At 59.2% G+C, this 22538-nt stretch carries 23 protein-coding genes; 2 read left to right on the top strand and 21 right to left on the bottom strand.

Going from position 1 to position 22538, the window contains the following annotated elements:
* The first annotated feature begins 42 nt into the window (after positions 1 to 42).
* A complete protein-coding gene (gene tatE, locus PVE98_RS14215) occupies positions 43 to 246 on the top strand; it encodes a twin-arginine translocase subunit TatE (protein ID WP_096072776.1) in 204 nt (67 codons plus the stop codon).
* Between the two features lie 103 nt (positions 247 to 349).
* Here tatE and lipA read toward each other — a convergent pair whose 3' ends face one another.
* The 13 genes from lipA to leuS all read right to left on the bottom strand — a co-directional run bounded on the left by lipA (position 350) and on the right by leuS (position 13858).
* Entirely contained in the window at positions 350 to 1315 is a 966-nt protein-coding gene (gene lipA / locus PVE98_RS14210) for a lipoyl synthase (protein WP_033751839.1), read from the bottom strand.
* 169 nt (positions 1316 to 1484) lie between these two features.
* Complete coding sequence (lipB, locus tag PVE98_RS14205; RefSeq protein ID WP_033751837.1) at positions 1485 to 2144, bottom strand: lipoyl(octanoyl) transferase LipB; 660 nt, start codon at positions 2142 to 2144, stop codon at positions 1485 to 1487.
* An 81-nt stretch (positions 2145 to 2225) separates the two neighbouring features.
* Positions 2226 to 2489, bottom strand: coding sequence for a DUF493 family protein YbeD (gene ybeD, locus PVE98_RS14200; RefSeq protein ID WP_033751835.1), 264 nt, complete (start codon positions 2487 to 2489; stop codon positions 2226 to 2228).
* A gap of 100 nt (positions 2490 to 2589) precedes the next feature.
* The gene (dacA, locus tag PVE98_RS14195) at positions 2590 to 3801 is read right to left on the bottom strand and encodes a D-alanyl-D-alanine carboxypeptidase DacA (RefSeq protein ID WP_048783118.1); all 1212 of its coding nucleotides are present in this window, start codon (positions 3799 to 3801) and stop codon (positions 2590 to 2592) included.
* A gap of 131 nt (positions 3802 to 3932) precedes the next feature.
* On the bottom strand, positions 3933 to 5021 hold the full coding sequence (gene rlpA / locus PVE98_RS14190; RefSeq protein ID WP_096072778.1) for an endolytic peptidoglycan transglycosylase RlpA: 1089 nt from the start codon (positions 5019 to 5021) through the stop codon (positions 3933 to 3935).
* 10 nt (positions 5022 to 5031) lie between these two features.
* A complete protein-coding gene (gene mrdB / locus PVE98_RS14185; RefSeq protein ID WP_033751950.1) occupies positions 5032 to 6144 on the bottom strand; it encodes a peptidoglycan glycosyltransferase MrdB in 1113 nt (370 codons plus the stop codon).
* Between the two features lie 8 nt (positions 6145 to 6152).
* Positions 6153 to 8057, bottom strand: a complete 1905-nt coding sequence (gene mrdA / locus PVE98_RS14180; protein ID WP_033751830.1) for a peptidoglycan DD-transpeptidase MrdA — start codon at positions 8055 to 8057, stop codon at positions 6153 to 6155.
* Between the two features lie 34 nt (positions 8058 to 8091).
* Positions 8092 to 8562 carry a 23S rRNA (pseudouridine(1915)-N(3))-methyltransferase RlmH gene (rlmH, locus tag PVE98_RS14175; RefSeq protein ID WP_096072779.1) on the bottom strand — a complete coding sequence of 157 codons (471 nt, stop codon included), beginning with the start codon at positions 8560 to 8562 and terminating at the stop codon, positions 8092 to 8094.
* 3 nt (positions 8563 to 8565) lie between these two features.
* Entirely contained in the window at positions 8566 to 8883 is a 318-nt protein-coding gene (gene rsfS, locus PVE98_RS14170; protein WP_033751826.1) for a ribosome silencing factor, read from the bottom strand.
* Between the two features lie 119 nt (positions 8884 to 9002).
* Positions 9003 to 9647 (bottom strand): nicotinate-nucleotide adenylyltransferase, encoded by a 645-nt coding sequence (gene nadD / locus PVE98_RS14165; protein WP_096072780.1) that lies wholly within the window; start codon positions 9645 to 9647, stop codon positions 9003 to 9005.
* A complete protein-coding gene (gene holA, locus PVE98_RS14160) occupies positions 9640 to 10671 on the bottom strand; it encodes a DNA polymerase III subunit delta (protein WP_096072781.1) in 1032 nt (343 codons plus the stop codon). The genes nadD and holA overlap by 8 nt, the downstream gene beginning before the upstream one ends.
* The gene (gene lptE / locus PVE98_RS14155) at positions 10668 to 11261 is read right to left on the bottom strand and encodes an LPS assembly lipoprotein LptE (protein WP_407568514.1); all 594 of its coding nucleotides are present in this window, start codon (positions 11259 to 11261) and stop codon (positions 10668 to 10670) included. The genes holA and lptE overlap by 4 nt, the downstream gene beginning before the upstream one ends.
* Positions 11262 to 11275: 14 nt before the next feature.
* Positions 11276 to 13858: a leucine--tRNA ligase gene (leuS, locus tag PVE98_RS14150; RefSeq protein ID WP_096072782.1), complete on the bottom strand. Its 2583-nt coding sequence runs from the start codon at positions 13856 to 13858 to the stop codon at positions 11276 to 11278.
* Positions 13859 to 14082: 224 nt separating this feature from the next.
* On the opposite strand from leuS, the gene PVE98_RS14145 reads away from it, so the two are divergent.
* A complete protein-coding gene (locus PVE98_RS14145; RefSeq protein WP_033751817.1) occupies positions 14083 to 14571 on the top strand; it encodes a zinc ribbon-containing protein in 489 nt (162 codons plus the stop codon).
* Positions 14572 to 14695: 124 nt separating this feature from the next.
* Here the strand turns inward: PVE98_RS14145 and PVE98_RS14140 are convergent, their stop codons facing one another.
* The 8 genes from PVE98_RS14140 to PVE98_RS14105 form a co-directional block, all read right to left on the bottom strand.
* Positions 14696 to 15421: an amino acid ABC transporter ATP-binding protein gene (locus tag PVE98_RS14140; protein WP_096072783.1), complete on the bottom strand. Its 726-nt coding sequence runs from the start codon at positions 15419 to 15421 to the stop codon at positions 14696 to 14698.
* Complete coding sequence (gltK, locus tag PVE98_RS14135; RefSeq protein ID WP_033751813.1) at positions 15422 to 16099, bottom strand: glutamate/aspartate ABC transporter permease GltK; 678 nt, start codon at positions 16097 to 16099, stop codon at positions 15422 to 15424.
* Positions 16099 to 16839 carry an amino acid ABC transporter permease gene (locus tag PVE98_RS14130; RefSeq protein WP_033751810.1) on the bottom strand — a complete coding sequence of 247 codons (741 nt, stop codon included), beginning with the start codon at positions 16837 to 16839 and terminating at the stop codon, positions 16099 to 16101. Before PVE98_RS14130 ends, gltK begins: the two co-directional genes overlap by 1 nt.
* Positions 16840 to 16994: 155 nt before the next feature.
* Positions 16995 to 17894: a glutamate/aspartate ABC transporter substrate-binding protein gene (locus PVE98_RS14125; RefSeq protein ID WP_096072784.1), complete on the bottom strand. Its 900-nt coding sequence runs from the start codon at positions 17892 to 17894 to the stop codon at positions 16995 to 16997.
* A gap of 417 nt (positions 17895 to 18311) precedes the next feature.
* Positions 18312 to 19835 carry an apolipoprotein N-acyltransferase gene (gene lnt, locus PVE98_RS14120; RefSeq protein ID WP_096072785.1) on the bottom strand — a complete coding sequence of 508 codons (1524 nt, stop codon included), beginning with the start codon at positions 19833 to 19835 and terminating at the stop codon, positions 18312 to 18314.
* 4 nt (positions 19836 to 19839) lie between these two features.
* Positions 19840 to 20721, bottom strand: coding sequence for a CNNM family magnesium/cobalt transport protein CorC (gene corC / locus PVE98_RS14115; RefSeq protein WP_033751802.1), 882 nt, complete (start codon positions 20719 to 20721; stop codon positions 19840 to 19842).
* Positions 20722 to 20802: 81 nt separating this feature from the next.
* On the bottom strand, positions 20803 to 21276 hold the full coding sequence (ybeY, locus tag PVE98_RS14110) for an rRNA maturation RNase YbeY (RefSeq protein ID WP_033751799.1): 474 nt from the start codon (positions 21274 to 21276) through the stop codon (positions 20803 to 20805).
* On the bottom strand, positions 21273 to 22334 hold the full coding sequence (locus PVE98_RS14105) for a PhoH family protein (protein ID WP_033751796.1): 1062 nt from the start codon (positions 22332 to 22334) through the stop codon (positions 21273 to 21275). Before PVE98_RS14105 ends, ybeY begins: the two co-directional genes overlap by 4 nt.
* Between the last annotated feature and the right edge of the window lie 204 nt (positions 22335 to 22538).

Here is a 22538-nt window from a genome sequence, read left to right as displayed (position 1 = left end):
TAAATAGCACTGTTCATTTTCGCTTAGGTTGAAAGGTAAAGTATGGAAGGTATCAGTATTGCCAAACTGCTGATCATCGGTGCGCTCATCGTACTGCTTTTTGGCACCAACAAGTTACGTTCACTGGGTGGCGATCTGGGCTCCGCAATCAAAGGCTTCAAAAAAGCCATGAAAGATGAAGAACCCATCGCAACCAAGACAACGGCTGAAGATGTTCCGGCAGAGCGCGTCACCCATAAAGAGTGATGCATGACCGCCAGAGAATAGATGTAACCATTTATTTCTCACGGACATAAAAAAACCAGACCTAATAGCGTCTGGTTTTTTATTGCCTGCGACAGGGCTGAGTTTATTTCACTTCCAGACCTTTCGCCTGCATATCCGCATGATAAGAAGAGCGCACAAAAGGCCCGCATGCGGCATGGGTAAAGCCCATCGCCAGCGCTTCCTCTTTCATCTCGTCAAACTCGGCCGGGCTGACGTAGCGCTGAACCGGCAGATGGTGACGGCTCGGCTGCAGGTACTGGCCCAGCGTCAGCATGGTGACGCCGTGACGGCGCAGGTCGCGCATCACTTCGATAATTTCCGCATTGGTTTCGCCCAGGCCCACCATCAGACCCGATTTAGTCGGGATCGACGGATGCGCTTCTTTAAAGCGTTCCAGCAGCTTCAGCGACCAGTCGTAGTTTGCCCCCGGACGCACCTGGCGGTAGACGCGCGGCACGTTCTCGAGATTGTGGTTGAAGACGTCCGGCGGCGTGGCGGTGAGGATCTCCAGCGCGCGATCCATACGGCCGCGAAAATCGGGTACCAGGGTTTCGATTTTAATGGTCGGGCTCTTTTCGCGGATCGCGCTGATGCAGTCGGCGAAGTGCTGCGCGCCGCCGTCTCGCAGGTCGTCGCGGTCTACCGAGGTAATGACCACATAGCGCAGCGCCATATCGGCGATAGTCTGCGCCAGCTTCAGCGGTTCGCCGGCGTCCGGGGCGTTAGGGCGGCCGTGCGCCACGTCGCAGAACGGGCAGCGGCGGGTACAGATGGCGCCGAGGATCATAAAGGTCGCGGTGCCATGGTTAAAGCATTCAGCCAGGTTAGGGCAGGAGGCCTCTTCGCACACCGAGTGCAGGCCGTTTTTGCGCATCGCCGCCTTGATGCCCTGGATTCGACTGGAATCCGCAGGCAGCTTGATTTTCATCCATTCGGGCTTGCGTAACAGCTCCTGACGTTCTGTCACCACGGTTTTCACCGGGATCAGCGCCATTTTATCTGCGTCGCGATATTTGACGCCGCGTTCCATCTGAATTGGTTTACTCATAAGTCTGCAGGTTCCGGTCGGATTGCGTGATGAGAGCTTTCGCCTTCAGGCCAGCGGTAAAGCTTTCAACTTTATTTGATAAAATTTCAAAAATTATATCAGTTCCGCCTGGCAGAAGCAGCCGTCCGGCGGCGGGAAAAGTTACAATTTTGTAAATTCGCATGCACGGTTAAGGCAGCGGCGCCGATTCAGCCGCCAGCCACTCAACCTGGGCAAAGCCCAGCTGGCGCGCGAAGGCCGCCACCAGCAGCGGCTGCACGTCCGCCAGACTGACGCCGGGCTGAAATGCGCTGAGTTGCGTCATGCGCATTCCGGCGTAGCCGCAGGGATTGATGCGCAGAAATGGGGTTAAATCCATCGCGACGTTAAGCGCCAGACCGTGAAACGAGCAGCCCTTACGGATGCGCAGACCGAGCGAGCAGATCTTCTCCTCGCCGACATAGACGCCCGGCGCGTCGGGACGCGCGCATGCCTCTACGCCGAAGTGTGCCAGCGTGCCGATCACCGTCTCTTCCAGCGCGGTCACCAGCTGACGCACGCCGATCTTGCGGCGCTTAACGTCAATCAGCACGTACATCACCTGCTGGCCCGGGCCGTGATAGGTGACCTGACCGCCGCGATCGCTCTGCACCACCGGAATATCGCCCGGCATCAGCAGATGTTCGGCCTTGCCGGCCTGGCCCTGGGTGAAAACGGCGTGATGCTCCACCAGCCAGACTTCGTCGCGGCTGTCGCCGTTACGGCGATCGGTGAACTGATGCATGGCATCGGAGACGGGTTGCCAGTCGCGCTGGCCGAGCTGACGAATAAGAAGCGTATCTGCTGACAAAACGGCGGTCCGGTTAAGGAGGAAAGGCTGAGTATAACGTCGGCAAAGGGCAAGACCAAGACCCTTCGCCGACGCCGGCACTTACAGCACCATGCGCACGATATCGATATTGCCCAGCTCTTCATACAGGGTTTCCACCTGTTCGATATGCGTGGCGTTAATGGTGATCGATACCGAGTGGTAGTTGCCTTTGCTGCTTGGCTTGACGTCGGGCGAGTAGTCGCCTGGCGCATGGCGTTGCACCACTTCAACCACTTGATCAACCAGCTCCGGCTGCGCCAGACCCATCACTTTATAGGTAAAAGGGGTAGGGAATTCGAGCAGTTCATTCAGTTTGGTTTTCATATTGACTCCGGTGCATAAAAAACAGGCTCCCGCCGAAGCGGGAGCATTATCATAGCGTAGTTATGGCGACGACGTGGCGACTTTTCAACCGCCAGGCCGCTTAGCCGAACCAGTGATGGAACATCAGCTTGATGTAATCGATGATGCGGCTGAAGAACCCGCCTTCCTGCACTTCGTTCAGCACCACCAGCGGACGCTGTTCCACGGTCTTGCCGTCAAGCTGGAAGTTGATGCTGCCCACGACCTGATTTTTCTGCAGCGGGGCGTGCAGTTCGCTGTTGTTCAGCACATAGCTGGCTTTCAAATCTTTCATGCGGCCGCGCGGAATGGTCAGGTAGGCGTCTTTCTCTACGCCGAGCTGTACGCGATCGCTGTTGCCGAACCAGACCGGCTCAGAGGCGAACTCTTTGCCCGCCTTCAGCGGCGCCACGGTTTCAAAGAAGCGGAAGCCCCAGGTGAGCAGCTTTTTGCTCTCGACTTCGCGTCCTTTGAAGGTGCGGCCGCCCAGCACCGCCGAGATCAGACGCATCTGGCCTTCGGTGGCGGAAGAGACGATGTTGTAGCCTGCCGCTTCGGTGTGGCCGGTTTTAATGCCGTCGACGTTGAGGCTGGTATCCCACAGCAGACCGTTGCGGTTGGTCTGGCGGATATTGTTAAAGGTGAACTCTTTCTCTTTATAAACCGAATACTCGTCCGGCACGTCGCGGATCAGCGCCTGGCCGATCAGCGCCATATCGCGCGCCGAGCTGTACTGGCCGTCCGCATCCAGGCCATGCACCGTCTGGAAGTGGGTATTCTGCAGGCCCAGCGCCTTCACGTAGTTGTTCATCAGGCCGACGAAGGCGTCCTGGCTGCCGGCGACATAGTCCGCCATCGCCACGCAGGCGTCGTTGCCCGACTGCAGCACGATGCCGCGCGTCAGCTGGGAAACCGGCACGCGATCGCCCGGCTTCAGGAACATCAGCGACGAGCCTTTGAACACCGGGTTGCCGGTCGCCCAGGCGTCTTTGCCGACGGTCACGATATCTTCCTGGTGAATCTTGCCTGCTTTGACCGCCTGACCAATCACATAGCTGGTCATCATTTTGGTCAGGCTGGCGGGATCGCGACGGGCATCGGCGTTCTTCTCGGCCAGCACTTTGCCCGAGTTGTAGTCGATCAGCACATAGGCTTCGGCATCGATATCCGGCACGCCCGGGATCATCGTTTTAAGGTTGACGTCATCAGCAAATGCTACATGGCTGAGCGAAAAGGCGACCAGTGATCCCACTGTCAGGCGTTTCAGAAAACGAGAGGGTTTCAGCGTGTTCATGTTATGGACTACAACATCCGTGAGTTAAGGTTAAAAAAAAAGTGGCTCATCATAGCAAATGCCTGTTTTACAGGCATCTTGCTTTGGCATTCTGTTGTTAGCAGAGATGTCCAGCGCGGCGAGCCGGGAATTCAACGACGCGCGCTGGTGATAAATGAAGCCTGGCCGTTGGCGTTCAGGCGCTGCTGCAGCGCAGCGGCATCGGCGCGGTTTTTAAAACCGCCGAGCTGAATGCGATAGACGTTGTTGCCGGCATTCTCGACCGAGCCGGGCACGCCATATTTCTCTCCGAGGCTATGCGCCATCTGCTGCGCGCGCGCAGCGTCGTTGATGGCGCCCACCTGCACCACGAAACCGCCGGACGGCTGCGCGGTTGCGCTGCTGGCGACAGGCGCCGCTGCCGCTGGTGCGGCTACAGGCGCGGCGACCGGCTGCGGTGCAGGCTCGCTGCCCTCCAGCACGCCGTTTGCCAGCGGCTGAGGAGCGCCGAGGAAGCCGCTGCTGCTGACAGGCGCGCCCATCTCGCCGTTGCTCTGCAGAGTACGGTTGTCGACGGCGCGAATATCCTGCGCCGGCACCGGCGCGGCGGCAGGTTCGCTGCTGCCGTTCATCACGCCGCTGCCGCCGAGATCGGGGCGCGCGGGCAGGGCGTAGCTCTGCTTCGCCACCACGGTGCCTATGGTGCCGGGGCCGGAGAGCGTGCCGTCCGGCGCGACCTTGATGTAATCGACGCGCACGCGGCTATTGTTAGAGATATTGAGGCGATCGCCCGCCGCGCGCGACAGGTCGATAATGCGTCCCGGCGTATAAGGACCGCGATCGTTGACGCGCACCACGATCTGGCGACCGTTGGCAAGGTTGGTGACGCGCACGTAGCTGGGCAGCGGCAGCGTAGGGTGCGCCGCGCTCAGCGCGTCGGGATCGTAGCTTTCGCCGGTAGCGGTGCGCTTGCCCTGCGCTTCTTCGCCGTACCAGGCGGCTAATCCCACTTCGCTGAAGTTAGAGGGATCCTTGACGATACGGTAAGACTTGCCGTTCGCGCTGTAATCCTGGCTGGTGCCGGGATTAATGGGCTCATATTTTGGCTCGACGCCCGGGATTTCCACCACCGGGCCGTTATAGGCCGGTTGCGGCGGCGCGGTGTTTTGCGGTTCCTGAGTGGTGGTACAGGCGGTCAAAACCAGTAGTGCCAGAGCAACAGCAGGCCATTCCTTACGCATGTGCAGCCTCTTAAACGCTTTTAGATAACATTTTTCTGTGAGTATGGATCGACATTACGATGCCGAATCCCGCCATAAGGACAATAAGCGCCGAGCCGCCATAGCTGACCAGCGGCAGAGGAACGCCAACCACCGGTAAGATACCACTTACCATGCCAATATTAACGAAAACATAAACGAACAAAATCAGCATTAATCCGCCCGCCATTACGCGGCCGAAGGTGGTCTGGGCACGCGCGGCGATCACCAGCCCGCGCAGGATCAGCAGCAGATAGAGCACCAGCAGGATCAGCACACCCACCAGACCGAGCTCTTCCGCAAGCACGGCGAAGATAAAGTCGGTGTGGCGCTCCGGCAAAAACTCCAGCTGCGACTGGGTGCCGTGCAGCCAGCCCTTGCCGCGCAATCCGCCGGAGCCGATAGCGATTTTAGACTGAATAATATGGTAGCCCGCGCCGAGCGGATCGCTTTCCGGATCGAGCAGCATCATCACGCGGTCGCGCTGGTAGTCGTGCATCAGGAAGAACCAGAGCACCGGAATAAAGGCCGCGACCAGCAGCACCGCCACGCCGATCAGCTTCCAGCTCATGCCGGAAAGAAACAGCACGAACAGCCCGGAGGCGGCAATCAGGATAGAGGTGCCAAGGTCGGGCTGCGCCGCGACCAGCAGCGTCGGCATAAAGATCAGGATCAGCGCGATGCCGGTATTCTTTAAGGTCGGCGGGCAGACGTCGCGGTTGATAAAGCGCGCCACCATCAGCGGCACGGCGATTTTGGCGATCTCCGAGGGCTGGAAGCGCACCACGCCGAGGTCGAGCCAGCGCTGCGCGCCTTTACTGATATGGCCGAAGGCGTCCACCGCGATCAGCAATATCACGCAGATAATATAGAGATAGGGCGCCCAGCCCTCATAGACGCGCGGCGGCACCTGCGCCAGCACCAGCATCATCACCAGGCCCATCGCAATCTGGCCGATTTTGCGCTCCATCATGCCCGGATCCTGGCCGCTGGCGCTCCAGATCACGATGGCGCTATAGGCGAGCAGCGCCAGAATCACCAGCATAAACAGCGGATCGATGTGGATACGCGTCCAGATCGATCTTTTCTGCGGACTATCGTTCATCGACATCGTTATTCACCTTCATAGCCGGGCGGAGTAGGGGCCGCGTCCGGCAGAGCCGTATTGTTGTCGCCCAGCATAATGTGGTCGAGAATCTGTCTCATCACCGTGCCGACCGCCGGGCCTGCGCCGCCGTTTTCCAGAATCATGGTGACGGCGACGCGCGGTTTGTCATAGGGGGCAAACGCAGTCATCAGTTTATGGTCGCGCAGACGCTCGGCGATTTTGTGCGCGTTATAGGTCTCGTTCTCTTTCAGGCCGAAGACCTGCGCGGTACCCGATTTGGCGGCGATTTTATAGGGCGCGTCGGCGAAGCTTTTATGCGCCGTGCCGTTGGCGCGGTTCGCCACGCCGTACATGCCGTCTTTGGCAATCTCCCAGTAGCCGGAGTGAACGTCGCCGATCGGCTCGCCCGGCGGCTGACGCCAGGGCACCATAGTGCGTCCCTCGCGGGTGGCGCGCAGCAGGTGCGGCACTTTGACCACGCCGTCGTTAATCAGGATCATCAGCGCCTTGTTCATCTGCAGCGGCGTCGCGGTCCAGTAACCCTGACCGATGCCGACCGGAATGGTGTCGCCCTGATACCACGGTTTTTTGAAGCGCTTCATCTTCCAGTCGCGCGTCGGCATGTTGCCGGCGCTCTCCTGCGGCAGATCGATGCCGGTGCGGTGGCCGTAGCCGAATTTGTTCATCCACTCCGACAGGCGATCGATGCCCATGTCATACGCCACCTGATAAAAGAAGGTATCCGCCGACTCCTCCAGCGATTTGGTCACGTTGAGGCGGCCGTGACCCCATTTTTTCCAGTCGCGATAGCGCTTTTCCGAGCCGGGCAGCTGCCACCAGCCGGGATCGAACAGGCTGGTATTGCGGTTGATGACGCCGGCGCTCAGCGCCGAGACCGCTACATAGGGCTTCACCGTCGAGGCGGGCGGATAGGAAGCCTGAATGGCGCGGTTATAGAGCGGGCGGTTTTCGTCGTTGAGCAGGCCGCGATAATCTTTACCCGAAATGCCGTCGACGAAGAGATTCGGATCGTAACTGGGCGTGGAGACCATCGCCAGAATCTCGCCGGTGCGCGGATCGCTGACCACTACCGCCGCGCGACTGCCGGCCAGCAGCGTTTCGATATATTGCTGAAGCTTGAGATCGATGGTCAGCCAGATGTCGCGTCCGGCCTGCGGCGACTGCTCGTGCAGCTGGCGGATCACGCGGCCGCGGTTATTCACCTCGACCTCTTCATAGCCGGTAATACCGTGCAGCACATCTTCGTAGTAGCTTTCGATGCCCAGCTTGCCGATATCGTGCGTCGCGGCGTAGTTCGGCCACTTGCCCTCTTTATCGAGGCGCGCCACGTCGCGGTCGTTGATTTTGGAGACGTAGCCGACGACGTGCGTCAGCGTCGGGCCGTAGGGATAGTAGCGACGCTGATAGCCTTTCACCTCGACGCCGGGAAAGCGGTACTGGTTGACGGCGAAACGCGCCACCTGCACGTCGTTAAGGCCGACCTTAACGGGAATCGAGGTAAAGCGACGCGAGCGCTTGCGCTCTTTATCGAAGGCGTCGAGATCCTCGTCGGTGATATCCAGCACCGGGCGCAGATCTTCCAGCGTTTGCTTGAGGTTGTCGACTTTTTCCGGCACCAGCTCCGCCTGATAGATGGTGCGGTTAAGCGCCAGCGCGGTGCCGTTGCGGTCGTAGATAATGCCGCGGCTCGGCGCGACCGGCACCAGCTTGATGCGGTTTTCGTTAGAGCGGGTACTGTAATCTTCAAAGCGCAGGATTTGCAGGTGGTAAAGATTGACCACCAGCACGCTGGAGAGCACCAGAATTCCGAAGAACGCAATTAACGCCCGACGGACAAAGAGTTTCTGCTCGGCACTGTAATCGCGAAAGGCGTTGCTTTGTAATTTCATCCGCTACTTAAAATGTCGGGGTTAGCCTTACCGGTTATTCACGATGATAAGGATGATTGGCGGTGATGCTCCAGGCGCGATAGAGGCTTTCAGCGACCAGCACGCGCACCAGCGGATGAGGCAGCGTCAAAGTGGAAAGCGACCAGCTCTGCTCGGCGGCGGCTTTGCAGGCAGGCGATAATCCTTCCGGACCGCCAATCAACAGGCTGACGTCGCGGCCGTCCTGTTTCCAGCGCTCCAGCTGCTGAGCAAGCTGGGGCGTTTCCCACGGCTGGCCGGGAATATCGAGCGTAACGATGCGGTTGCCCTTGCCGGTTGCGGCCAGCATCGCCTCGCCTTCTTTTTCCAGGATACGCTTGATATCGGCGTTTTTGCCGCGTTTTCCGGCAGAGACCTCCACCAGCTCCAGCGGCATATCTTTGGGAAAACGACGCAGATACTCAGTAAAACCGGTTTGCACCCAGTCGGGCATCTTCGTGCCCACGGCCACAAGCTGCAGTTTCACGCGTCAGCTCCAGAGTTTTTCCAGCTCATACAGCTGGCGGCTCTCTTCCTGCATGACGTGCACGATGACGTCGCCCAGATCGACCACCACCCAGTCAGCGGCATTTTTGCCGTCGACGCCGAGCGGGATCAAACCGGCAGCGCGCGACTCCTGCACCACGTGATCGGCGATAGACGAGACGTGGCGCGTCGAGGTGCCGGTGCAGATGATCATGCAGTCGGTGATGCTGGATTTACCCTGAACGTCGAGCGCGACGATATCCTGACCTTTAAGATCATCAATCTTATCAATAACGAAATCTTGGAGTGCTTTACCTTGCAAAAGGTTCCCCTTTAATACGGATAGTAGCGGGCCGGCTGCTGGCCCCGATGAGGCAGCCAAAAAATTAAGCCGCGCAGTATAGCACGCCTTTGCCCGTGCGATATATGCCCGGTGAGCGCTTATTTCAGATAGAGCCCTGCGCGGTCGATATAGTCGATAACGGCCGCCGGCAAGAGCTGCTCGCACGACAGGCCGGCGTGACGGCGCTGCCGGATTTCCGTGGCGGAGATATTCACCAGTGGCGTATCGGCCAGCCAGATAAAGCCGGCGGGCTGCTGGTGCAGCTGCGCCGTATCAACAGCCAGATGGTTCTCCAGCCAGCGCTGCATCTCCGGCGACGCCATCTCGGTCGGGTAACCGGGACGCTTGCATACCAGCAGATGACAAAGCGACAGCAAATCGTGCCAGCGGTGCCAGCCCGACAGGTTAAGCAGCGAGTCCTGACCAATGATAAATCCCAGCGGCTGATCCGGCCCGCGTTCGGCGCGCAGCGCCTCCAGCGTCGCCACCGTCCACGACGGCGTTTCGCGCATCAGCTCGCGAGTATCGATATCGAACAGCGGCCGATCCTGAATGGCACAGCGCAGCATCTCGACGCGCTGCGCCGCGCTGGCTTCCGGCTGCGGACGATGCGGCGGTACGTTATTGGGCAGCAGCAGCACGCGCGCCAGCCCGGTTTGCTGCGCCAGCGCTTCTACCGGCCGCAAATGGCCGAAGTGGATGGGATCGAAGGTGCCGCCGAACAGGGCGTGAAGTTCAGACACTGGCGAAGCTCGCAGGAAAATGTCGGTGACAGAGCAGCAGCGAGAGCGTCTCCAGCTGCGGCCAGATACGCTGCCCGTAATCTTGCTTCAGGGTGAGTTCAATCTGCGTCAGCAGGCGAATCGCGCGCTGCAGGCGCGCGCCGTCCACGCGCTGCAGCGCCTCGGTAAACAGCGCGCGGCGATTCTGCCAGATGCGCTGCTGATCCATCAATGCGCGCAGCGGCTGCTGCGCCTGATGACGCTGCAGGTGCAGCAGCGTCATCAAATCGCGCTGCAGGGTGCGCAGCAGAATAACCGGCTCGCTCTCTTCTTTTTCCAGCTGATGCAGAATGTGCAGCGCGCGTTTGCTTTTGCCCGCCAGCAGCGCGTCCACCCAGTGAAACGGGGTAAAGTGCGCCGCATCGCTGACCGCCTCTTCCACGCGCGGCAGCGTCAGCTTGCCGTCGGGCCAGAGCAGCGACAGGCGCTCAAGCGCCTGCGCCAGCGCCAGAAGATTGCCCTCATAGCAGTAGCAGAGCAGCTGGATCGCCGCGTCGTCTACCGAGAGTTTCATGCTTTTGGCGCGCGTCGCCACCCAGCGCGGCAGCTGCGCCTGCTCCGGCGTCTGGCAGGGTACCAGCACGCCATGAGAGGAGAGCGCTTTAAACCAGGCGCTGTTCTCCTGGGCTTTGGTCAGCTTCGCCAGGCGGCAAATCAGCAAAATATCGGCATGCAGCAGGCCCGCCAGCTTATTCAGCTGTTCGGCCATCGCGGCGTTGGGGCCGTTTTCCGGGAAGAGCAGCGTCATCGTCTGACGCTGAGCGAACAGGCTGAGCGCCTGACAGCTGGCAAAGAGGCTTTCCCAGTCGGTCTGGGCGTCGAGCGTAAAGCTTAAATGCTCCTCGAATCCCTGCGCAACGGCAGCGGCGCGAATCGCGTCGGCGCTCTCCTGCAGCAGCAGCGGTTCGTTTCCGGCTAACAAATAGCAAGCGCGCAGCCCCTCGCGGAGCTGCGCGCCAAGTTGCTCAGGATAGATCCTGATCATTGCGTACTGGTAGCGGAAGAAGAGGAGGCTGGCGCGGGCACCGCAGGTTCGCTGGCCGACGCTGGCAGCGTCTCTTTCTGGTTCATCTGCGCGGCATGCACGGTCAGCAGCTTACGCACCAGCTGCTCTGCGGCGCTCTGACGCATCTCCTGCACGATCATGTCCTGCTCGGCATCTTTCGCCAGCGCCGCGTTCGGGTTATCGAAGAACGAACGATACACCGTGGTGCTGATCGGATAAATGCCTTTGCCCGGCAGCAGAACCTGCGCCGTCACGTTCATCATCAGCGAGTATTCCGCCGTGGTACCGCTGATAAACACCGAGGCGGTATCGCGGCCCTGCGTTTCAGCGCCCAGGCGCAGCGTCGGGATGTCGGTACGGTTCTGCTTCGTATCTTCAACGATGGTGACGTTGTTGATGCGCAGCTGCTGACGCACCGTGCGCGCCAGCGGACCGTACGGATCGCCGCTGTTCAAGATCAGCGTTTTCAGCTCGCTCGGCACCTGCGTGGTGCCGCGCGGATGAAAACCACAGCCGGCGGTAATCATCACCGCCAGCAGGACAAACAGCCTGATAATCAGATGTCGCACAGTTCCTCCTGAACTTAACCTACGACCAGGTTAAGCAGTTTGCCGGGTACATAAATCACTTTGCGGATGGTGACGCCGTCAAGGTACTTCGCTACCAGATGTTCCTGGGCGGCGCGAGCCTGAACCTGCTCCTGCGTCGCGTCGGCGGCCACGGTAATTTTACCACGCACTTTACCATTTACCTGCACAACCACCAGCAGTGACTCTTCCACCATCGCCGCCTCGTCCGCTACCGGCCAGTCGGCGTTGTCCACGCTGCCTTCGCCGCCCAGCTCCTGCCACAGCACATAGCTGGCGTGCGGGGTGAACGGGTAGAGCATGCGGACGACGGCCAGCAGCGCTTCCTGCATCAGCGCGCGGTCCTGCTCGCTCTCCTGCGGCGCGCGCGCCAGCTTGTTCATCAGCTCCATAATCGCCGCGATGGCGGTGTTGAAGGTCTGACGGCGGCCGATGTCGTCGGAAACTTTGGCGATGGTTTTGTGCAGATCGCGACGCAGCGCTTTCTGATCGTCGTTAAGGCTGCCGATATCCAGCGCTGCCGTCGCGCCTTTCGCCGTATGCTCGTAGGCGAGTTTCCACACGCGCTTCAGGAAGCGGTTCGCGCCTTCGACGCCTGACTCCTGCCACTCCAGCGTCATTTCCGCCGGCGAAGCGAACATCATAAACAGGCGAACCGTGTCGGCGCCGTAGCGCTCGACCATCAGCTGCGGGTCGATGCCGTTGTTTTTCGACTTCGACATTTTACTCATGCCAGCGTAAATCACCTCGCGGCCCTGGCTGTCGGTCGCTTTCACGATGCGGCCTTTCTCGTCGCGTTCGACGGTGACGTCCACCGGAGAGACCCAGTTGCGCTCGCCGTTGGCGCCGTGGTAGTAGAAGGCGTCCGCCAGCACCATGCCCTGACACAGCAGACGCTTCGCTGGCTCGTTAGAGGTTACCAGGCCCGCGTCGCGCAGCAGCTTGTGATAGAAGCGGAAGTAGAGCAGGTGCATGATGGCGTGTTCAATCCCGCCGACATACTGATCGACCGGCAGCCAGTAGTTGGCCGCAGCCGGATCCAGCATGCCTTCATCGTAGTTGGTGCAGGTGTAGCGCGCGTAGTACCAGGAGGACTCCATAAAGGTGTCGAAGGTGTCGGTTTCACGCAGCGCCGGCTGGCCGTTGACAGTCGTTTTCGCCCACTCCGGATCCGCCTTGATCGGGCTGGTAATGCCGTCCATCACCACATCTTCAGGCAGGATCACCGGCAGCTGATCTTCCGGCGTCGGCATCACGGTGCCGTCTTCCAGCGTCACCATCGGAATCGGCGCGCCCCAGTAGCGCTGACGGGAAACGCCCCAGTCGCGCAGACGGTAGTTGACCTTGCGTACGCCGACGCCTTTCGCGGCCAGCGCGTCGGCGATAGCGTTGAAGCCCGCTTCATGGCTCAGGCCGCTGAATTCGCCGGAGTTGAACAGGGTGCCTTTTTCCGTCATGGCGGCGGCGCTGACGTCCGGCTCGCTGCCGTCCTGGTTCAGCACGACCGGCGTAATCGGCAGATCGTATTTGGTGGCGAACTCCCAGTCGCGCTGGTCGTGCGCCGGAACCGCCATAACGGCGCCGGTGCCGTACTCCATCAGCACGAAGTTGGCGACCCAGACCGGCACTTTGTCGCCGGTCAGCGGATGGATGGCGAACAGGCCGGTCGCCATGCCTTTTTTCTCCATCGTCGCCATCTCTGCCTCGGCGACTTTGGTGTTGCGGCATTCGGCGATAAAGTCAGCCAGCACCGGGTTGCCCATCGACGCCTGCAGCGCCAGCGGATGGCCAGCGGCGACCGCGACGTAGGTGGCGCCAAGGAACGTGTCCGGACGCGTGGTGTAAACGGTCACTTTCTCTTCGCTGTCGGCGACGTCGAAGGTGATCTCGACCCCTTCGGAACGACCAATCCAGTTGCGCTGCATGGTTTTGACCTGCTCCGGCCAGTCTTCCAGCGTGTCGAGGTCGTTAAGCAGCTCATCGGCATAGTCGGTGATTTTAACGAACCACTGCGGGATCTCTTTGCGCTCGACTTTGGTGTCGCAGCGCCAGCAGCAGCCGTCGATAACCTGTTCGTTCGCCAGCACCGTCTGATCGTTCGGGCACCAGTTCACCGCCGAGGTTTTTTTATAAACCAGGCCTTTTTCATACAGTTTGGTGAAGAACCACTGTTCCCAGCGATAGTATTCCGGCTTGCAGGTGGCCAGCTCGCGGCTCCAGTCATAGCCGAAGCCCAGCAGTTTCAGCTGGTTCTTCATATATTCGATGTTGTCGTAGGTCCATGGCGCGGGCGCGGTGTTGTTTTTTACCGCCGCGCCTTCCGCCGGCAGGCCGAACGCGTCCCAGCCGATCGGCTGCAGCACGTTTTTGCCGAGCATACGCTGGTAACGGGCGATCACGTCGCCAATGGTGTAGTTACGCACGTGGCCCATATGTAGGCGGCCGGAAGGATAGGGCAGCATGGAGAGGCAGTAATATTTCTCTTTGCTCTCATCTTCGGTCACTTTGAACGTTTGGTTTTCGTCCCAGTGTTGCTGGACGCGGGATTCTATCTCTTCCGGGCGGTATTGCTCTTGCATGGCAGCCTGTGGTCCTTAATGAATAACGCTTAGCTTACTTTAAGATCCGCATAGCATACCCATATGGCTGCCGGTCAACAACACTTCACCGCCCTGTTACGGCGATTTCTCGCGGAAGGCCGCATCCTGCTCTCATATTCCGATTCGCTTTGCTAAACAACGCGGCAAACGGCGCAAAGCGGCTAAACTTAAAGCTGGCTTACCCGCGCAGAAAGGAGAATAAAATGAACAAAGTGGCGCAAATTTACCGTGAATCTCTGGCCGCGTTGACGGAGCGACTGCGCCAGGGCGATCGGGATATCGACGCGCTGGTGACGTCGCGACGTCAGCAGCTCATGGCCAGCGAGTCCGCGACGCCGGGCGAGATCGACCAGGCGCTGGCGGCGGTTCGACGCGATTTAGAGGAGTTTGCACGCAGCTATCAGGAGGTCCATCAGCCAGAGAAGGCGAACGATTCGCTGTTTATGCGCATTATGCGCGAGAGCCTGTGGAAAGAGCTGGCGGATATTACCGACAAGAGCCAGCTGGAGTGGCGCGAGGTGTTTCAGGATCTCCATCATCACGGCGTGTATCAGAGCGGCGAGGTGGTGGGACTGGGCAATCTGGTGTGCGAGAAGTGTCACTTTACGCGCGCGATTTATACCCCTGAGACGTTAACGCGCTGTCCGGAGTGCGGACACGATCAGTTCCAGCGGCAGCCGTTTGAGCCGTAAGAACGGCGACTGTGCTTACGCGGATGAGACTGTCCGAAGAGTAAAACGGCCCGCGACAAGACTGTCGCAGGCCGGATGGCAGCCAGGCGGTTCTGGCGCATAAGCGCCAGGACCAAGCTATCCCTTAGTGCAGAATCTTCGCCAGGAAATCCTTCGCGCGATCCGACTGCGGATTATTAAAGAAGTCGTCTTTACGCGTATCTTCGATAATCTTGCCTTCATCCATAAAAATGACGCGGTTCGCCACTTTGCGGGCGAAGCCCATTTCGTGCGTCACCACCATCATCGTCATGCCTTCCTGCGCCAGCTCCACCATTACGTCGAGCACTTCGTTGATCATTTCCGGATCGAGCGCCGAGGTCGGCTCGTCGAACAGCATGGCGATAGGATCCATGCAGAGCGCGCGCGCAATCGCCACGCGCTGCTGCTGGCCGCCCGACAGCTGGCCGGGAAACTTCTGCGCATGAGCGGTCAGCCCGACGCGATCCAGCAGCTTCAGACCTTTATCCCGCGCGGCGGTTTTGTCGCGCTTCAGCACTTTCACCTGCGCCAGCACCAGGTTATCGATGATGCTGAGGTGGGGAAACAGCTCGAAGTGCTGGAACACCATACCGACCTTGCTGCGCAGCTGCGCCAGATTGGTTTTCTTGTTGTTCACTTCGGTGCCGTTCACCAGAATATGGCCCTGCTGAATCGGCTCCAGACCGTTAACGGTTTTGATCAGGGTCGATTTGCCCGAGCCCGACGGCCCGCACACTACCACGACTTCCCCTTTCTGGACTTCGGTCGTGCAGTCGGTCAGCACCTGAAAGTGACCATACCACTTAGAAACATTTTTCAGGCTAATCATTTAAACCGTCCTTTTTCTTTTTAGATAGCTGACCAACAGCGAAGCGCTCAGGCTGATAACGAAGTAGACCAGACCGGCGAAGAGAACCATTTCCACCTGGGTGCCGTCGCGCTCGCCGATGGTGGACGCGGTGCGGAAAAAGTCCGCCAGGCTTAAGACATAGACCAGCGAGGTATCCTGGAACAGCACGATGCCCTGCGTCAGCAGCAGCGGCACCATGGCGCGAAACGCCTGCGGCAGAATAATCAGCTGCATCGACTGCCAGTGCGTCATGCCGAGCGCCAGCGCGGCGTTACCCTGTCCACGTGAGATACTGATGATGCCGGCACGAATAATTTCTGAGTAGTACGCCGCTTCGAACAGCGAAAAAGCGACCATGGCTGAAATCAGTCGGATATCGGTTTTGGGCGACAGGCCCAGCACCTGCTGCAGGAAACTCGGCACCACCAGATAGAACCACAGCAGCACCATTACCAGCGGCACCGAGCGGAACAGGTTGACATAAATTTTGGCGAACCAGCTGATGGGCTTAAAGCTCGACAGCCGCATCACCGCCAGCAGCGTGCCCCAGATAATGCCGAACACCACCGCGGTCACGGTGATCTTCAGCGTAATCACCATACCGTTAAGCAGGTAGGGCAGGCTGGGAGGAATGGAACTCCAGTCAAACTCGTACATTATTTTCCTCCCAGGTTACCCGGCAGGCGCACCTTGCGCTCCACCAGACTCATAATCAGCATGATCACCAGGTTAATGGCGATATAGGCCAGCGTAATCGCGGTAAAGGACTCGTAGGCGTGGGCCGAGTAGTCGAGCAGTTTGCCCGCCTGCGCCGCCATATCCACCAGCCCGATGGTCGAAGCAATAGCGGAGTTTTTCACCAGGTTGAGCATTTCCGAGGTCATCGGCGGCACGATCACGCGGTAGGCGTTAGGCAGCAGCACATAACGGTAGGTCTGCGGCAGGGTCAATCCCATCGCCAGACCGGCGTTCTTTTGCCCGCGCGGCAGCGACTGAATGGCGGCACGCACCTGCTCGCAGACGCGAGCGGCGGTAAACAGGCCGAGACAGATCACCGACGCGGTGAAAAACTGGACATTGGGGTCCAGCTCCGATTTAAACCACATGCCGAGCTTCTCGCCTACCAGTTCCGGCGCCACCAGATACCAGAAGAAAAACTGCACGATCAGCGGAATGTTGCGGAACAGCTCTACGTAGCAGGTGCCGATCGCCGAAAGCAGGCGGTTAGGCACGGTGCGCAGAATGCCGAAAAAGGATCCTACAAGAAAGGCGATAATCCAGGCGCAGCAGGAGACCGCAATGGTCACCTGAAATCCGGACCACAGCCAGCCAAGGTAGGTCGTGTTGCCGAACGGGGCCTGTTCGAGAAAGATGCCCCAGTTCCAGTCGATACCCATAACGAGCTCCGGTAAAAAAGGGTAGCTAAGCTACCCTGAAGATTGATGAACGGCGTCTGTACTGCCTGCTTCAGGGGAACGACCTGAGCAGCTTGTCTGTCCGCGCCGGGTTTTCAGCAATCGAGAGGGCAGCGAGGCCGCCCTTGTTGTCGTTGTTAGTTCAGTGCTTTGTCGTTCGGCGTTTTGAACAGCGCCTGCATATCCGTTGAGAGATCGAAGTTCAGGTTCAGATTCTTCGGCGGAATCGGCTGCTTGAACCAGGTATCGAACCACTTCGCGGCTTCGCCCGAGGTCTGCGCTTTGGCGATGGTATCGTCCACCAGCGTTTTGAACGACGCGTCGTCTTTACGCAGCATACAGCCATAGGCCTCTTTCGACTGCGGCGTGCCGACGATCTCCCAGTTATCCGGCTTCTTCGCCTTAGCGCGTTCGCCGGCCAGCAGGGCGTCATCCATCATAAAGGCGACGGCGCGGCCGGTTTCCAGCGTGCGGAACGAGTCGCCATGGTCTTTCGCGCTGATGATGCGCATATCCATTTTCTTCTCGTCGTTCAGCTTATGCAGCAGCACTTCCGAGGTGGTACCGGAGGTGACGACCACGGTTTTGCCTTTCAGGTCGGCGAAATCTTTGATGTCGCCGCCTTTTTTCACCAGCAGACGCGTGCCGATAACGAAAATGGTGTCGGAGAACGCCGCCTGTTTCTGGCGCTCGAGGTTATTGGTGGTGGATCCGCACTCGAAGTCGTAGGTGCCGTTCTGCAGCAGCGGAATACGGTTCTGCGAGGTGACAGGGATCATCTTGACCTGCAGATCCGGTTTGTTCAGCTTCGCTTTAATCGCCTCGATGATGGCGTTGGAGTAAGCCTGCGAATAGCCCACGACTTTTTGCTGGTTGTCGTAATAAGAAAAAGGAACAGAGGACTCGCGATGCCCCACGACGATAACGCCATTATCGCTGATTTTCTTCAGGGTGCCGCTGAGGTCTTCCGCCTGGGCTGCGCCCGCTGCTGCAACGCCTGCCAGCAAAAGCGATAGTGCCACTTTGCGAATCTGCATGGTCCAACTCCTTCAAGAGATGTCGCGCAGAATATAAACTGCGCAGATGTGTGATGTTGTGTGTATTTCCTGCTGCTTTTTTTGTTATCTCATCGCGTCGGCGCGCTAAGAATATTCACTAACATAGCGGATTGTTAACGTTATGAAACGAAAAAGTTTCTTATTTTGCGAAGTGTTCCGCACCAAATTGAGGCGTATTTCTCAGGTTGCGCGCTCAGGGTGCGTCGCTCTGCCTTTAAACGGTGCAGCGCAGCTCGCGTTAACGCGTTAGTCCGCCAGGTTTACAGGAAACAGGGTTACTGATAGCAAGCATCGTGCCAGGTCAGCGACACAGCAGAAAATCGGGGAAGACGGCGAGAAAGCGAGCGGAATATGGCGAGAAGGCGGCGAGCAGGGCGCTCGCCGCCGTACGGCAGGTCAGGCTTTGCGGCGCCACAGCGCCAGCATCGCGGCGCCCAGCGTCAGCAGCCAGACCGGCCACAGGCCGGCATGGGCGTAAGGCGTTTCGCCAGTGGTCGGCGTCACCTTATCCAGCAGCACGCCGCGGGTAAACTGCGGCAGGATTTTCTCGACTTCGCCCTGCGCATTCACCACCGCGGTCACGCCGTTATTGGTGCCGCGCAGCAGCGGACGCCCCAGCTCCAGCGCACGCATACGCGCCATCTGGAAGTGCTGCCAGGGGCCAATAGAGTGGCCGAACCAGGCGTCGTTGGAGACGGTAAGCAGAAAATCGGTGTCGGGATGGAAATTGGCGCGCACCTGCTCGCCCAGCACGATCTCATAGCAGATGGCGCTGGTAAGGTGGTAGCCCGCCGCCTGCAGCTGCGGCTGCAGATAGGCGCCGCGGCTGAAGGAGGACATCGGCAGATCGAAGAAAGGTGCAAGCGGACGCAGCAGGTTCTCCAGCGGCACGAACTCGCCGAACGGCACCAGATGGTTTTTCTGGTAGCGGTTCATGCTCTGATAGCTGTAGGGCTTCTCGCCGCCCAGCACGATCACCGAGTTGTAGTCGTGATAGCGGTTCTGCTCCAGACGGGAATCGACGATGCCGGTGATCAGCGCGCTGCCGCGCTGGCGCAGCTCGCCGTCCAGCGCGCGCAAAAAGGGCTGCTGATTGCTTTCCAGATCGGTAATCGCCGACTCCGGCCAGATAATCAGCGGCGCGTTGCCCATCAGCGGCTGACTCAGGCCGTTATAGGCGCGCAGCGTGTTGAGCAGCTGCTGCGGATCCCACTTCATCGACTGCGGAATATTGCCCTGAACCAGCGCCACCTCGACGCTGCGCGCCGGCTGCGGCTGGGTCCAGTGGATATAACGCAGCGGCCACGGCAGCGCCAGCAGCAGCAGCGCGGCGATCGCGCTTTTTACGCTGCGCTGGTGAAGGGCGTAAGCCAGCAGGCCAGCGACCACCATCAGAATAAAGGTGAGGGTTTCCACGCCCGCCAGCGGGGCCAGGCCTTTTAGCGGGCCGTCGATCTGGCTGTAGCCGAACTGCAGCCAGGGAAAGCCAGTCAGCACCCAGCCGCGCAGAAATTCGCTAAGCTGCCACAGCGCCGGCGCCGCCAGCGTCAGGCGCCACAGCGTCGCGCGTGGCCAGATGCGGTTAAGCACGCCGGCAAACAGCGCCGGGTAGAGCGACAGATAGGCGGCCAGCAAAATCACCAGGAAGACGTTGACCGGTCCGGGCATGCCGCCAAAGGTGGCGATACTGACGTAAACCCAGTTTATGCCGCTGCCGAACAGGCCGAAGCCCCAGGCGAAGCCGATCGCGGTAGCCTGGCCGCTGCGCCGATCCAGCGTCAGCAGCTGCAGGCCGCCTAGCGACAGCAGCGCGGCGGGCCAGAAATCATAGGGGGAGAAGGCGAGGGTGCCGATGGCCCCCGTTAACAATGCCAGCAACAAACGTACCCGCTGGCGCGGGTATAGTAGGGCCAAAGACATAGGGTTATTCGTCATCCAGTTGAGGTAACGGCGCGTTTTCCGGAATCTTTACGTGTACCTGGATGATGCGGCGGCTGTCGGACATCGCGACCTTGAAATGATACCCGTCGATGTCAATGCTCTCTCCCCGTCCGGGAAGATGGCCGAATCCCTGCATGACCAGTCCGCCAATGGTGTCGACTTCTTCGTCGCTGAACTGCGTGCCGAACACCTCGTTGAAATCTTCAATCGGGGTCAGGGCGCGCACCGTATAGGTCTGACGGTTCAGCTGACGGATATCGCGATCTTCTTCGTCGTCATACTCATCTTCGATTTCGCCGACGATCAGCTCAAGGATATCCTCGATGGTGACCAGGCCGGAGACGCCGCCGAATTCATCAATAACGATCGCCATATGATAGCGCTGAGAACGAAACTCTTTCAGCATGCGGTCGACGCGCTTGCTTTCCGGCACCACAACCGCCGGGCGCAGCACTTTTTCCATGCTGAACGGCTCTGATTCGCTGCTCATAAACGGCAGCAGATCTTTCGCCATCAAAATGCCTTCGACATGGTCTTTGTCTTCGCTGATTACCGGAAAACGTGAATGCGCGGATTCGATAATCACGTCCAGGCACTCGTCCAGCGTCTGGTTGCGCTTCAGGGTAATCATTTGCGAACGCGGGATCATGATGTCGCGCACGCGCTGCTCTGCAATATCCAGCACTCCTTCGAGCATGTCGCGGGTATCTTCGTCAATCAGCTCTTTTTGCTCGGAGTCGCGGATCAGCTCCAGTAGTTCATCACGGTTTTGCGGTTCGCCGTGAAACAGTTGGTTGATAAGCAGGGAAAAAAATCCCTTTTTACTACTGGGTGCATCGCTGTTTTGAGAATGGTCGTCGCTCATGGCGTTTTTTTAGAGATCTCTCTGATGGGGATGGTCGCTGCCGGCGTCCTCGCCGACAGCAGGATAAACTGAGCCAGCGGCTCAGGCGTCTTCTTTTTCCGAAATGTACGGATCGGGATAGCCAAGAGCAAGCATTATCTCAGTCTCGATCCCTTCCATCTCTTCAGCTTCGTCATCTTCGATATGGTCGTAGCCGAGCAGATGCAGCGTGCCGTGCACCACCATATGGGCCCAGTGCGCTTCAACGCTTTTGCCTTGCTCTTCCGCCTCTTGCTCCACCACCTGACGACAAATGATCAGGTCGCCCAGCAGCGGCAGCTCAATGCCCGGCGGCGCCTCGAAGGGAAAAGAGAGCACGTTGGTCGGCTTGTCTTTGCCGCGGTAAGTCAGATTAAGCTCATGGCTCTCCGCCTCGTCCACCAGGCGAATGGTGACTTCGCTTTCCGGCTGAAAAGGGGTAACCGCCGCCTCCAGCCAGCGCTGGAAAGCGGCCTCGTCAGGCAGGCCGCCGGTCTGCTCGCAGGCCAGCTGCAGATCAAGAATCACCTGGCTCATTTACTCTCCTGCGCCTCGATCTGTGCCGCCAGCGCGTCGCGTTTACGCTCTTCTGCCAGCTTGTCGCGGCGTTTCTGATCCGCCTCTTCCCAGGCTTCATAGGCGGTGACGATTCGGGCCACAACCGGATGACGCACCACGTCTTCGCTGTGGAAGAAGTTGAAGCTCAGCTCCTCGACATCGGAGAGCACTTCAATGGCGTGGCGCAGGCCCGACTTGGTGCTGCGCGGCAGGTCGATCTGCGTGACGTCGCCGGTGATCACCGCTTTGGAGTTGAAGCCGATGCGCGTCAGGAACATCTTCATCTGTTCGATGGTGGTGTTCTGGCTCTCATCAAGAATGATAAAGGCGTCGTTTAGCGTGCGGCCGCGCATATAGGCCAGCGGCGCGACCTCAATGACGTTGCGCTCCATGAGCTTTTCAACGCGCTCGAAGCCGAGCATCTCGAACAGGGCATCATAGAGCGGACGCAGGTAGGGATCGACCTTCTGGCTCAGGTCGCCTGGCAGGAAGCCAAGCTTTTCGCCCGCTTCCACCGCCGGACGCGTCAGCAGAATACGGCGAATCTCCTGGCGCTCCAGCGCATCCACCGCCGCCGCAACCGCAAGGTAGGTTTTACCCGTACCGGCCGGGCCGACGCCGAAGGTGATGTCGTGATCGAGAATATTGGCGATGTACTGCGCCTGATTTGGCGTGCGCGGCTTGATCACGCCGCGTTTGGTCTGGATATGCACGGCTTTGCCGAACTCCGGCACGCTGTCGGCGGTCTGCTCCAGCACGCGGCTCTCTTTAATCGCCAGATGGATCTGCTCTGGATCGATATCCGGGATGACGCCGCGCACCGGCGCGGTATCGACGTAAAGGGTACGCAAAATATCTTCAGCGGCGTTAACGCAGAGCGCACGGCCAACCAGCTTAAAGCTGTTGTCGCGACGGTTGATTTCAATGCCCAGACGACGCTCAAGCTGTTTGACGTTGTCGTCGAACGGACCGCACAGGCTCATCAGTCGGCGGTTATCTGCCGGTTCAAGGGCGATTTCACGAGTTTCGATATTCAAACGAATCCTTTGGGTCACTCAGGGCCAGTTAGAATGTGTGCTGATGCCGGGTTGATTAACGACGGCACTTTGAGAAATTATTTATGGCATGTCGCCGGGGCGCAAGCGTAGCTAGTGATATTTGGGCAGCGCGTCCAGAAAGCAAGGGCGTGCAGAAGAAAAGAGCGACGCCGCCGCAGGCGCCGCCGCTGAGTGAAGCGCGTA

Origin of the sequence: Pantoea sp. GABEPS69 (assembly GCF_045780835.1) — a bacterium.
GTDB classification, from domain to species: Bacteria; Pseudomonadota; Gammaproteobacteria; order Enterobacterales; family Enterobacteriaceae; genus Pantoea; species Pantoea septica.
Note: the sequence above shows the minus strand (reverse complement) of the source record. Positions and strands in the feature narration are given on the sequence as shown.